The sequence below is a fragment of the Actinoplanes derwentensis genome (assembly GCF_900104725.1).
GTDB lineage: Bacteria > Actinomycetota > Actinomycetes > Mycobacteriales > Micromonosporaceae > Actinoplanes > Actinoplanes derwentensis.
The window spans coordinates 9860283-9873180 of the sequence record NZ_LT629758.1 but is presented as its reverse complement, the minus strand read 5'-3'; the positions used below and the strand labels follow the sequence as shown (position 1 = coordinate 9873180).

Below are 12898 nucleotides of genomic sequence, written 5' to 3'. Positions count from 1 at the left end.
TCACCGGTCGAGGCACTTCCCAAAAACCGCCGATCTTGTACGCCCCACAGAACGGTCCCGTAGTGACGACGCGAGGCGGTCCCGCACCGGGACCGCCTCGCGACCGCCGGGCCGAATGCGGTGGACCCGGCGATCAGCCGACACCGGCCGGGGCCGGTCAGGGACCGCCCGGCCGGAACCGGCCCTGACCGGCCGGGGCCGGTCAGTTCTGTACGAACACCGAGACGGTTCGGCCGGGGACGGTCAGGGTCCCGGTGGCGGCGGTGAACGACGCGGAGCGGGTCACCGGGTCGGCGGAGGTCTGCTGGATCGGATGCAGGGTCACCTTCTGCCCGGCCAGCGCGGGCACCGTCTGGGTAGCCGCCGCCGGACCGGCGTTGAAGACGACCGTGATCGACTTCCACTGCGGGTCGAGACCGCGGCTGTCGATCGTCATGGTGATCACGCCGGGGGTCTCCCCGGGGCCGGCGAGCGGGAACCCCACCCGCTTGCGCACCTGGGATCCGGTGGCCAGACCGAACGCCGGAGTCGACTTCCGGATCCGCAGCAGCTCCCGGTAGAGCGAGTCGGTCAGGTTGATCGCCGCGCAGTCCGGCACCAGAGCCGGGTCGGCGAGCAGCGGCCTGGCGTACTCGTACTTCGCCTCGTTGTCCGCCTTGGGCGGCAGCCCGCGACCGAATCCGTTGCCCTGAACGCAGTCCCAGGTGATCTGGTTGAACCAGTCGCCCGAGTCGTAGGAGTTGCGGTCCAGCGACTTCGACCGAAGCCGTTCGCTGCCGGTGGTGACGAAGCCGGGGCCCTGCCCGAGGACCGTGGTGGCGAGCGCCACCGACTGCGCGCGAGCCCGGTCGGCGGCCATGGTGGCCTGCGGAAGTTTGTACGCCAGTGAGTCGAACAGGATCTCGTTGTCGTGCGCGTCCACGTAGGTGATCACGTCCCCCGGGTCGGCCGTGTACCCGGCGGGCTGGCCGTTGTAGTCGACCTCGGAACCCTTGACGACGGCCCCCGACGCACTGGTGAACGAGTAGTCGGCCAGGTTGCCGGTGAGCCCGACTTTGATCAGGTCCTGGTAGTGCCGCAGCCGCGCCGCCCGCTCGGCTTCGGTCCCGTTGACCGGGTCACCGTTGGGTGCTCCGGCGAGCCCGGACGCGAAGCCCTGCACCCGCGGGTTGTCGTCGAAGGGACCGCCGCCCCGCACGGCGTCCCGGAGCCGGTCGTTGAACGTGCCGATCCCGGTGCCGCCCATGTTGAGCTGGGTGGCCTGCACGAAGCGGGCGTCGTCGGCGACCTCCCCGAAGTTCCAGCCTTCCCCGTACACATGAATGCTCTTGCCGTCGACCCCGTCCCGGCCGAGGGTGAGCTTGTCGAGGGCCGCGCGCACCGCCAGGATGTTCGCCTTCGGGTGGTGGCCCATCAGGTCGAACCGGAACCCGTCGATCTTGTACGCCTTGGCCCAGGTCACGATGGAGTCCACCACCAGCTTGCCCATCATGGTGTGCTCCGGCGCGGTGTTGGCGCAGCAGGTGGAGTTCGCGACCGTCCCGTCGGAGAGCAGGCGGTGGTAGTAGCCGGGCACGATCTGGTCGAGTACCGACCGGGGGTCGGTTCCGGCGGCCGCGGTGTGGTTGTAGACGACGTCCATGACCACCCGCAGGCCGGCTTTGTTGACTCCGGCGACCATCTCCCGGAATTCGCGGGTCCGCTGGTCCGGGTCCACGGCGTAACCCCCCTCGGGCACCGTGTAGTGCAGCGGGTCGTAACCCCAGTTGTAGCCGTCGGTGGCCGCGACCGCCGCGACGCAGGCCTGCTGCTCCGGCGAGTCGGGTGGCAACGACGCCAGGTCACAGGCGGGTTGCCGCTGGTCGGCGCGGTTCTCCGGGATGGTGGCGAAGTCGAACGCCGGAAGCAGGTGCAGGTGGGTGAGACCGGCGCCGGCCAGGCTCTTCAGGTGCCGGGTGCCGGCCGAGTCCACGGTGAAGGCGCTGAACGTGCCCCGTTTGCCGGGTGCCACGGTGGAGTCGGCGATGGAGAAGTCGCGTACCGACAGTTCGGAGATCTGGATCTTCGCGGCCGGGACGGCGGCCGGTTTGGTCAGACCGTTCCATCCGGCCGGGGTGAGCGCGGGGTCGGACAGGCTGACGAACCGGCTGCGGGTGGAGTCGGTGGCGAGCGCGACCGAGTACGGGTCGGTCACCGACGCCGTGACGATCCGCTGGGTGGCCGGCTGCCACGCGGTCACCCGGAACTTGTAGAACTTTCCGGCCCAGTCACCACGGCCGGACCAGACGCCGGTGCGGGTGTCCCGGCTCAACTCGACCAGGGCCGGCGCAGTGGCCGCGGCGGCGTCGGCGTAGACCTCCAGCTGGACGCTGCGGGCGGTCGGCGCCCAGACCGCGACGCTGGCTTGCCGGCCGTCGACGACCGGGCCGAGGCTAGCGGCGGCGGCACTCCGGTAGACGTCGTCGAGGACTCCGGCGAGCTGGACCCCGGTGGCGGACAGCAGCTTTCCGGTCGCGTCCCGCTCGGTGACCACTACCTGACCACGCAGGATGTCGGTGATGGCGGACCTGTCGAGCTTGAACGACCCGTACTGCCAGAGGTGCGGGAATCTCTCCCGCTGTGCCTCGGTCAGCCCGGTACGCCGTGCCGTCAAGGCGATCGTCTTGTAGGTGCCGGTCAGTTCGCCGGCGGCGGTCCCGATCCCACCGGACGGAGCGTACGCGAGCTGGTAGACCCTGCCGTCGGTGCCCGCGCCGACCGGTTCCAGGGTGCTGCCGGTCCCGGTCCTCCAGGCGATGGTCCCCCGGTCGATCCACACCGCGGCGGACTTCGTCACGTCCACGACGCCGCCTCCTCCGGCGGTCTTGACCAGCGGCAAGAGCCGGGTCTCCGAACCGGCGAGCAGCCAGACCTCCCGGCCGGCCTTGGCGAAGTCGAGGGACTGGTCGGTCGGCAGATCCTTGGCGTCCCCGTTGTGCAGGATGTAGCTGAGTGAGGGCGCGCCGGCCGCGAGCGGCACCTCGAACACCGCGCCGTACGCGTCGATCCGGGCCGGGAGCAGTGGGCTGGACCAGTCGGTCGGGTTCGCCGCGCCGGACCAGACGTGCAGGCCCCAGCCGTCGTAGTTCCCATCGGCCCGTTTCCAGTGGATGATCGCGGTGGACTCGTCCTGCACAGGATCAGGTTGCCCGGTGGCCGCCTGCCGTGTCGGGTAGACCGCGGTATCTCCCTGCTTGATCCAGATCTCCGGGTTCGACGCCACGTCGATCGTACGATCAGCGTCGGTGTCCTTGATCCCGCCGTCGCTGACCACGATGAATCCGACGGACCTAGCGCCCGGTCCGAGTTTGACGTAGGCGAAGCGCCCGTAGGAGTCCTCGCCGGTGAACGGCTGCCCGTCCGGCCAGGTGGTGGTCATCGACGCGTCGACGTCACCCCACACGTAGAGGTTCTGGTCGTCGTATCCGCCGGCCGGGCGCTGGTAGTGCACGACCGCGTAACCGGCGGTGGAGGTGGCCGCCGGGGTGCCGACCCCGATGGTCACGGTCGACGACCCGAGCCGTCCCTTACCGTCCCGGGCCACCGCCTTGTACCGCACCGGAGTGTTCCCGGCGAGCCCGGTCAGGTCGTGGTAGATCCGGTAGGGTGCCCGGTCGGCGGTGCCGAGCAGCTTCCACGCGCCGTCGCCGACCTGAGCGGCGAAGGTGACCGTGGTCAGCGGGTCACCGGTGACGCCGGCGACGATCTCGGTGCGGGTGGGGACCGATGCGCCCGGCTGTGGGCTGCTGATGGTCACCGACGGACCGCTCGCTGGTACGGGTACTTTCGCGCCGGCTTTGAAGACGACCGACGACAGCGCCGGTACCGAGATGGTGATCGTGCCGTCGTAGCCCGTGGTGGCTCGGCCCGTTGCTCCGTAGACGCCGGTGAAGCTCGCGCCCGGTGACGAGGTGGCGAAGGTGACCGTCTTCGCGGTGGTCGCGTTGTTGACCGCGACCACGTACTCCGACCGGGTGTCGCGGGCGATCCGTGAGGCGGCGAACACGCCGTCGGCCGCGTACCGGGTCGTCTGCACGCCGGTGACCAGCGCCGGATGGGCCTTCCGTAGCTTCGCGAGGTCGGCGATGGTCCGGTAGAGCGGGTGCGCGGTGTTGTAGTTGTCGACCGCGTGGGTGCGGTCGGTGCCGATCAGGTCGTCGTCCAGGTAGTCCGCGCTCCTACTGGCGAACAGGTCCTGACGGGCGTCCTTGTCGCCGCCCGGCCCGGTGAAGCCCTGCTCGTCGCCGGAGTAGACGACCGGCTGGCCGCGGGTCAGGAACATCAGCTCGTGAGCGAGCTGGTCCCGCTTGAGCTGGGTGTCGGCAGTCGCCGTGGCGGCGATGAACGAGCCGATCCGGCCCATGTCGTGGTTGCCGAGGAAGGTCGGCAGACGGTCGGCGCCGGTGTCGCGGGCGGTGTAGAGGTCGTCCTTGGCGTAGAGATCGGACAGCGCCTCGGCACCACTGTCGCCGGTGACGAAACCGCGAGCCGCCTCCTGGAACGAGAAGTCAAGCGTCGCCGGGAGCCGGCCCTGGCGTACGTAGGCGGATTGGATCTCCTGGTCGGCGGTGTAGACCTCGCCGAACATGAAGAAGCCCGGTTTCGCCGCCTTCTCGATGGCCGGCGCCCACTGCTGCCAGAACTCCAGGTTGGAGTGTTTGACGGTGTCGAGCCGGTAGCCGTCGATCCCGGTGTCCCGCACCCAGTCCGCGTAGATCTTCGTCATGCCCTCGACCACCTCGGGACGCTCGGTGAAGAGGTCGTCGAGGCCGAAGAAGTCGCCGTACTCGCTGTTCTCACCGGCGAAGGTGGAGTCACCGCGGTTGTGGTACATGTTCACGTCGTTGAGCCACCCGGGCTTCTTGACCGTCTTGTCTTTTTCACTGCCGAACACCGGTGTGTACGGGTACGAGGTCGCGTCGGTCTTCGGGAACCGCTCCGCCGTGGCGTAGTTGCGGTCCTCGAACGGCTGCCCGTCAGTGTCGGTGTACGGCGAGTCCGTCTTGTCGACGTAGGTGTAGGTGTCCTCGGCGTACTTGATGACGTCGGCGGTGTGGTTGACGATGATGTCCAGGTAGATCTTGAGCCCGCGCCGGTGCGCGAGCCCGACCAGCTTCTTCAGGTCGGCGTTGGTGCCGAAGTGCGGGTCCACCTGGGTGAAGTCGGTGATCCAGTACCCGTGGTAACCGGCCGACACGTCGGCGCCGGTGCCCTGCACGGGACGGTTCTTGAAGACCGGGGCGAGCCAGATCGCGGTGGTGCCCAGACCCTGGATGTAGTCCAGGCGGTCGATCACGCCCTGGAGGTCGCCACCGTGATAGAAGCCCTTGTCGGTGGGGTCGAGGCCGGTGGACAGCCGGTCGCCGGAGAGACCGCCCTTGTCGTTGCCCGGATTCCCGTTGGCGAACCGGTCCGGCAGCACGAAGTAGAACTGTTCGCCGCCGGTGGGCTGGTCGGAGCCCCAGCTCGCGACGACGGCATCGCCGGGAACCTTCGGGGCGGCCGCAGCCGGGACCGCTATCAGTGGGAGGAACAGGCTGAGCAATGCGGCGCCCAGCCTCAGTCGATGTCTTTTCGGTGCCACGGCGCACCCTTCCGATTCGGTGGTATCGGATCGATTGTCATTGATTTTGCGCTGCCCCGGCGTGGACGACACCGGGACCACTGCATCGAAGAATCAACGTGTATCACTCTTGTCGCCGGACGCTAGCAAGGTCTTGCAGGCAATGGAAGAGCTTTCAGGACCATGCCCGACACCCGGCAGGTGACTAGAGTGGGAGCATGCGTGCGCGAATGGCCGATATCGCCAAACAGGCTCAGGTCAGTGAGGCGACGGTGTCGCGTGTCATCAATGACCGCCCCGGTGTCTCCGCTGAAACCAGACAGGCGGTCCTGACCGCCCTCGACGTTCTCGGTTACGAACGGCCCGAGCGCCTGCGCAAACGAAGCGCCGGACTCGTCGGCCTGGTGGTCCCCGAGCTGGAGAACCCGATCTTCCCGGCCTTCGCGCAGGCGGTCGAGTCGTCACTGGCCCAGCACGGTTACACCCCGGTGCTCTGCACCCAGTCGCCGGGCGGCGTCACCGAGGACGAATACGTCGAGATGCTGCTGGACCGGCAGGTCTCCGGGATCGTCTTCATCTCGTCCCTGGCCGCCGACACCACTTCGGACCGGTCGCGCTACCAGCGGCTGCTCGACCGTCCGCTCCCGATCGTGCTGGTCAACAGCTTCGCCAAGGAGCTGGAGGCGCCGTTCGTGTCCTGTGACGACCGGGTCGCCGGCGAGCTGGGGGTCACTCACCTGGTCGCGCTCGGGCACCGCCGGATCGGCATGATCTCCGGGCCCAACCGGTTCATCACCACCCAGCGCAAGCTGGAGGGTTACCGCACGGCGCTCAAGCGGGAGCTGAACATCCCGGACGCCGAGGTCGACGAGTTGGTCTCGCTGACCCTGTTCGGTGTCGAAGGTGGCGAGGTCGCCGCGGAACGCCTGCTCAGCAGGGGTGCGACAGGCATCATCTGTGCGTCGGACATGATGGCGCTCGGTGCGATCCGGGCCGCCCGGCGCCGGGGGCTGCGGGTTCCCGAGGACGTGTCGGTGATCGGGTTCGACGACTCGACGCTGATCCCGTTCACCGACCCGCCGCTGACCACACTGCGCCAGCCGGTCGCCTCGATGGCGGTGGCCGCGGTCCGTTCCCTGATCGACGAGATCAACGGGCACGGTGCTCCGAAATCGGAGTACCTTTTCCATCCCGAACTGGTGGTGCGCAACTCGACGGCAATCGCGCCGTCCCGGGCCGCACTTCCGGTCGCCTGACCGATAACGCCGGTATTCGGAAATCCCGAATACCGGCGTCTCCTTTCCGCAGATCAGCCCTTCGTGCCACCGGCGGTAAGGCCCGACACGAGATGCCGTTGTGCGAAGAGGAATACGATTCCGGCTGGAATCGTGACGAGCACGGCCGCCGCGGTCAGGTATTCCCACTGCGCGTTGAACTGCGGGACGAACTGTTGTAACCCGTACGCCAGGGTGAATGTGTCGTCGGTCTGGGTGAAGGCCGACGCGTAAGCCACCTCGCCCCAGGCGGTGAGGAACGAGTAGAAGCCGGTGACCGCGATCGCCGGCCGGGCCAGCGGCAGGATCACCCGCCAGAAGGTCCGGAACGGGTCACACCCGTCCAGTGCCGCCGCCTCGTCGAGCGAGGTCGGGATCGAGTCGAAATATCCTTTCAGCATCCAGGCGCAGAACGGCACAGCGATCGTCAGGTACGCGATGATCAGCGCCGGAAGCGTGTTGATCAACCCGAGGCCGGACATGATCGAGTAGATCGGCACGATCAGGATCGACACCGGGAACATCTGGGTGACCAGGAAGACCGTCATCAGCGAGCGGCGGCCCGGAAAGTTGAACCGGGACAGCGCGTAACCGGTGGTGGCCGACAGGAAGATGCCGATCAGCATGGTCAGGCTCGCCACGATCACCGAGTTCCGGAACCAGATCGGGAAGCTCGTCTCGAACAGCACGTACCGGTAGTTCGCCAGTGTCGGGTCCTTGATCAGGGTGATCTCGGTGCTCTGCACGGCGTATCCGGGCTTGAACGAACTGAGCACCACCCACAGGATCGGGCCGGCCGCGATCAACGAGGCCAGGATCAGAGTCCCGTGCAGCGCGACCGAACTGCGCCTGCTCCGGGCCATCACCACACCTCGCCCTGCTCGCGCAGCACCCGCCGGTAGAACACCGAGAAGATCAACAGAATCGAGAGGATAAGTACGCCGTACGTGGAGGCCAGCGAGTAGTTCCGGATGCCCTCGAACGCGGCCCGGAACGCGCCGGTCACCAGGATCTCGGTCTGCCCGGCCGGCTGTCCCTCGGTGACCAGGAAGATGATCGGGAACATGTTGAACGTCCAGATCGTGCCGAGCAGGATCACCGTCGTGCTGACCGGTCGCAGCCCCGGCAGGGTGATGGCCCGGAACCGCTGCCACGGCGACGCGCCGTCGATCGCGGCCGACTCGTACAGGTCCCCCGGGATGCTCTGCAACCCGCCGAGCAGAGCCACCATCATGAACGGCACACCCAGCCAGATGTTGGTGAGCACCGCGACGAACAGCGACGTCCAGCGATCGGCGAACCAGGCCACCGAGTCCACCCCGAACGCGTTGAGCACCGAGTTGACCAGGCCGAGCCGCTCGTTGAAGAGGAACTTCCAGGCGAATGCGCTGATGAACGCGGGCACCGCCCACGGCAGGACCAGCAGCACCCGGTAGAGGCCGCGGAATCGCATCTCCCGGTGGATCAGGACGGCCAGGCCCAGCCCGAGACCGTAGTGGAAGGTGACCCCGGCGGCCGTCCAGATCAGGGTGGTGCCGGTCCACTGCCAGAACTCGCCGATCCGGCCGGTGAGCACGTCGGCATAGTTGCCGAGACCGACGAACGACCAGACGTCCGGGTTGTCCCGGCACACCTCGCCACCGGTGATCGACCTGGTGCAGATCTCGGCGAGCTGGTTGGCCTCGGTCTGGTCGGTGAAGCTCAGCCAGATGCCGTTGGCCAGGGGATAAAGGATCAGGACCGCCAGGACCAGCACGACCGGTACGACCATCGCCCAGGCCGTCCAGTGCTTGTCCCAGCTCCGCCGGAGTGCGGTCATCGTGGCCATCAGTTGGTGGCGTACGCCGGGACGACCTCGGCCTTGTACTTCGCCGCCACTGCGTCGAGCGCGGTCTTCGGGTCCGCGTCCTGCACCAGGACTTCGGTGGCGAGTTGGTCGAGCGCGCCGAAGAACTGGCCACCCTCCGGAATCCACGGGCGGCTCACCGCGGTCTCCGAAACCGGCTTGAACGCGGAGATCACCGCGTCGTTCTCCACCGTGTCGATCTCGTACGCCGACTTGCGGGTCGGCAGCAGGCCCAGCTTGCCGGCCAGGAACGCCTGCGACTCGGCGGAGTTCATGAACTTGATGAACGCGACGGCGGCCGCGGCCTTCTCCTGCGGGACACCGGACCAGACCACGTAGTCGTGGCCGCCGATCGGGGTACCGGCCCGGACCGACCCGGCCGGGACCGGCGCGACGCCGAGGTTCTCGACCCCACCGAAGTCCGGGGCGGACTTGACGTTTCCGACCTCCCACGGGCCGTTGATGATGAAGGCGATCTTCTTCTCCTTGAAGAGGGTCATCATCGTGTTGTAACCGTCGGTGGCGGACGGCTTCACCGCGGCGCCACTGTCGATCAGGTCCTTGGCGATCTTCAGGCCGGCGACGTTCGGCGCCGAGTTCACCACGATGCTCTTCGCCGCCGTGTCGACCAGGTCGCCGCCCTCGCCGTAGAGGAACGGCAGGGTGAAGTAGCCGGCCGGGTTCAGGTAGAGGCCGTCGGCGCCGGTCTTCTGCTTGACCGTCCGCGCGGCGGTCTTCAGTTCGGCCCAGGTCTTCGGGATCTCAACACCGGCCTTCTCGACCAGATCCTTGTTGTAGAGCAGGGCGAGGCTGTCGGTGACCTGCGGGACGCCGTACGTCTTGCCGTCCAGTTTGGTGGAGGCGAGCGCGGCCGGGTTGTAGTCGGCCGCGTCGGCGGTCAGGTCGGAGCCGTCCAGCGAGTAGAGGTAACCGAGCGACGCGAACTCCGGCACCCAGGCGACCTCGGCGCGCAGGATGTCCGGGGCGCCGGTCTTGGCCGCGGCGGCGGTCTTGAACTTGTTCTGCGCGTCGGCGAACGGCACCGACTGGTAGTTGATCCGCACGTTCGGGAACTCGGCGGAGAACTTCTTGATCAGCTCCTGGAAGACCGGGCCCTCGTTCTTGGCGTCCGAGGTGTCCCACCAGGTGAGTTCAGTGGGCGGGGCCGGTTCCTCGGTGGTCTTGGCGGTTTTAGTGCCACCGCAGGCGGCGAGCGTGAGGACCAGACCGGCGGCGGCGAGTCCCGTGGTGATGCGACGCATGTTGCGCTCCTTGACGACCGGCTCGATGTCGACCGGACGCTAGCAAGAAGTTTCATCGCCAGAAACCCCTTGCGCACTCATCGGAAACAAGCCGGTGGGACAAAAGCGCATAAAAGCGCCAGCGTTGCGCTGCCGATCGGCTTTCGATCGTTCTCACTCTGAAAAATCTTGCAAAACGGACTGCAAGTCGATGCCGGATCCGCGCATGAAAAAGCGGTGACGGGCGTCGTGCCCGTCACCGCTTCCGCGTTCTGCCCGCTTAGCGCGGAACCACCTGCTCGACCGCCCACTGACGCCAGTTGTCCAGCTTGTGCTGCACCGTGGCGAGCTGGTCGGCCACCGGGCCGGGACCGGTCGAACCCGGCGTCGTGCGGGCCGCGAGCGCCGACGACACCGACAGCACCTCACGCACCGACGGGTCCAGGTGCTCGCTGACCGTCTTCAGGTCGTCGTCGGTCACGTCCTCCAGCTCACACTCGCGAGCTGAACAGAGCGCCACCAGCCGGCCGGTGATCTCGTGCGCGTCCCGGAACGGCACGTTGCGGCGCACCAGCCAGTCGGCGACCTCGGTGGCCAGCGAGAAGCCCACCGGCGCCGCGGCGGTCAGCCGGTCCACCCGGACGGTCATCGTCGAGATCATCCCGGCCAGCGCCGGCAGCAGCAGCTGCAAGGTGTCCACCGCGTCGAAAGCGGGCTCCTTGTCCTCCTGCATGTCCCGGTCGTACGTCAACGGCAGGCCCTTGAGCATGGTCAGCACCGCCACCAGGCCACCGATCAGCCGGCCACTCTTACCCCGGGCCAGCTCGGCGATGTCCGCGTTCTTCTTCTGCGGCATGATCGACGAACCGGTGGCGAAGGCGTCGTCCAGCTCCACCCAGCCGAACTCGGTCGACGTCCAGAGCACCACCTCCTCGCCGAGGCGGGACAGGTGCACACCGATCAGCGCGGTGATGAAGAGGAACTCGGCCACGAAGTCGCGGTCGGCGACGGCGTCCATCGAGTTCTGCGCGGGAGCGGTGAAACCCAGCTCCTTGGCCACCGCGGCCGGGTCCAGCGGCAGCGACGAACCGGCCAGCGCGCCCGACCCCAGCGGGCTGATCGCGGTGCGGACATCCCAGTCGCGCAGCCGCTCCAGGTCACGCAGCAGCGGCTGGACGTGCGCCAGCAGCCAGTGGCCGAAACTCACCGGCTGCGCGTGCTGCACGTGGGTCAGGCCCGGCGCCGGGGTGTCGACGTTGCGGGACGCCTGCTCGGTCAGTGCATCGGCCAGCTCGATCAGGGCCACCGCCACCCCACGGGCGTGGTCACGCAGGTAGAGCCGCAGGTCGGTGGCGACCTGGTCGTTGCGGGACCGGCCGGCGCGCAGCTTGCCGCCGAGCGCTCCGAGGCGCTCCAGCAGGCCGCGCTCCAGGGCGGTGTGCACGTCCTCGTCCTCGATCGTGGGACGGAACTCGCCCGCGGCACAGGCCGACGCCAGATCGTCCAGCGCGGCCAGGATCTTGCCCAGCTCGTCGGCGTCGAGCAGGCCCGCGTTGGCCAGGACCCGGGCGTGCGCGCGGGAGGCCAGCAGGTCATACGGCGCGAGCCGCCAGTCGAACTGGACGCTGACGCTCAGCCGGGCCAGCGCCTCGGCCGGGCCACCGGCGAAGCGGCCACCCCACAGCCTGGTCGGCTCGTCGCTCTCCGCCACGGGTTCTCCTCGGTCGTTCACGTTTCGTTACCTTCCTGACCCTATCGGTGCGACGGTCGGCCACGGCACGGGGTGGGACCACATCGCCGTGCATAAAAATGCCTGATGTCTGATAAGTTTGCAACATGACCACGCTCGATCTGACCGGTGATGTCGTCGAACTCACTCGGGCCATCTGTGACATTCCGTCCGTCAGCGGCGAGGAGAAGGCCCTGGCCGACGCCGTCGAGACCGCCCTGCGCTCGTTCGGGCATCTGGAGGTCCTCCGGGACGGTGACGCCGTCGTGGCACGCACCTCGCTGGGGCGCGACACCCGGGTGGTGATCGCCGGCCACCTCGACACCGTGCCGATCAAGGACAACCTGCCGGTCGTCGTCGACGGTGACCTGATGCGCGGGCGCGGCACCTGCGACATGAAAGCCGGCGTGGCCGTGGCGCTGCACCTCGCCGCGACGCTGACCGAGCCGCGTTACGACCTGACCTACGTGTTCTACGACCACGAGGAGGTCGCGGCCAAGCTCAACGGGCTCGGGCGACTGGTCCGCAACCACCCTGAGTGGCTGGCCGGCGACTTCGCGATCCTCGGCGAGCCGTCCGACGGCACCGTCGAGGGCGGCTGCCAGGGCACCATGCGGGTGACGATCACCGTGCCCGGGGTGGCGGCGCACTCGGCCCGCTCGTGGCGCGGCAGCAACGCCATCCACAGCGCCGGGGCGGTCCTCGACGTGCTCCGCGCCTACGTGCCGCGCCAGCCGATCGTCGACGGCCTGCAGTATCACGAGGGCCTCAACGCGGTGAAGATCGAAGGCGGCATCGCCGGCAACGTGATCCCCGACCTGTGCACGGTCTACGTCAACCACCGCTTCGCCCCCGACCGCTCCGTGGCCGACGCCGAGGCCCACCTGCGGGAGGTGTTCGCCGGTTTCGAGCTGGAGGTCGTCGACGCCGCCCCCGGCGCCCGCCCCGGCCTGGACCGCCCGGCCGCCAAGGAGTTCGTCGAGCTGGTCGGCCGCGAGCCGCAGGCCAAGCTGGGCTGGACCGACGTGTCCCGCTTCGCCGTGCTGGGCGTCCCCGCGGTCAACTTCGGCCCCGGCGACCCACTGCTGGCCCACACCGACAACGAGTTCGTCCCGATCCCGGAGATCCGCCAGGCCCACGCCGTCCTGCGTTCCTGGCTGTCCTGACTCCCAGCGTGGTGACTTACGGCTCGATCCGGACCGCGGG

7 protein-coding genes are annotated in these 12898 nt (G+C 68.3%); 2 read left to right on the top strand and 5 right to left on the bottom strand.

Annotation, left to right across the window (positions count from 1 at the left end; all coding sequences use genetic code 11):
• Positions 1-202 precede the first annotated feature (202 nt).
• Positions 203-5623 carry a pullulanase-type alpha-1,6-glucosidase gene (gene pulA, locus BLU81_RS44120; RefSeq protein WP_092555274.1) on the bottom strand — a complete coding sequence of 1807 codons (5421 nt, stop codon included), beginning with the start codon at positions 5621-5623 and terminating at the stop codon, positions 203-205.
• 197 nt (positions 5624-5820) lie between these two features.
• On the opposite strand from pulA, the gene BLU81_RS44115 reads away from it, so the two are divergent.
• Entirely contained in the window at positions 5821-6858 is a 1038-nt protein-coding gene (locus BLU81_RS44115) for a LacI family DNA-binding transcriptional regulator (protein ID WP_092555271.1), read from the top strand.
• Between the two features lie 53 nt (positions 6859-6911).
• Here the strand turns inward: BLU81_RS44115 and BLU81_RS44110 are convergent, their stop codons facing one another.
• The 4 genes from BLU81_RS44110 to argH all read right to left on the bottom strand — a co-directional run bounded on the left by BLU81_RS44110 (position 6912) and on the right by argH (position 11674).
• Positions 6912-7739 (bottom strand): sugar ABC transporter permease, encoded by an 828-nt coding sequence (locus BLU81_RS44110; protein WP_092558527.1) that lies wholly within the window; start codon positions 7737-7739, stop codon positions 6912-6914.
• A complete protein-coding gene (locus tag BLU81_RS44105) occupies positions 7739-8647 on the bottom strand; it encodes a carbohydrate ABC transporter permease (protein ID WP_092558529.1) in 909 nt (302 codons plus the stop codon). Before BLU81_RS44105 ends, BLU81_RS44110 begins: the two co-directional genes overlap by 1 nt.
• Positions 8648-8703: 56 nt before the next feature.
• Complete coding sequence (locus BLU81_RS44100; RefSeq protein ID WP_092555269.1) at positions 8704-9984, bottom strand: extracellular solute-binding protein; 1281 nt, start codon at positions 9982-9984, stop codon at positions 8704-8706.
• A 259-nt stretch (positions 9985-10243) separates the two neighbouring features.
• Positions 10244-11674 carry an argininosuccinate lyase gene (gene argH, locus BLU81_RS44095; protein ID WP_307833777.1) on the bottom strand — a complete coding sequence of 477 codons (1431 nt, stop codon included), beginning with the start codon at positions 11672-11674 and terminating at the stop codon, positions 10244-10246.
• Positions 11675-11799: 125 nt separating this feature from the next.
• On the opposite strand from argH, the gene dapE reads away from it, so the two are divergent.
• A complete protein-coding gene (dapE, locus tag BLU81_RS44090) occupies positions 11800-12858 on the top strand; it encodes a succinyl-diaminopimelate desuccinylase (RefSeq protein WP_092555265.1) in 1059 nt (352 codons plus the stop codon).
• The last annotated feature ends 40 nt before the right edge of the window (positions 12859-12898 follow it).

What these genes read in the sequence shown, in the direction of transcription:
- BLU81_RS44110 (WP_092558527.1), bottom strand. Translation starts at nt 7,739, where the DNA reads ATGGCCCGGAGCAGGCGCAGTTCGGTCGCGCTGCACGGGACTCTGATC.
- BLU81_RS44105 (WP_092558529.1), bottom strand. Translation starts at nt 8,647, where the DNA reads ATGGTCGTACCGGTCGTGCTGGTCCTGGCGGTCCTGATCCTTTATCCC.
- BLU81_RS44100 (WP_092555269.1), bottom strand. Translation starts at nt 9,984, where the DNA reads ATGCGTCGCATCACCACGGGACTCGCCGCCGCCGGTCTGGTCCTCACG.
- BLU81_RS44115 (WP_092555271.1), top strand. Translation starts at nt 5,821, where the DNA reads ATGCGTGCGCGAATGGCCGATATCGCCAAACAGGCTCAGGTCAGTGAG.
- dapE (WP_092555265.1), top strand. Translation starts at nt 11,800, where the DNA reads ATGACCACGCTCGATCTGACCGGTGATGTCGTCGAACTCACTCGGGCC.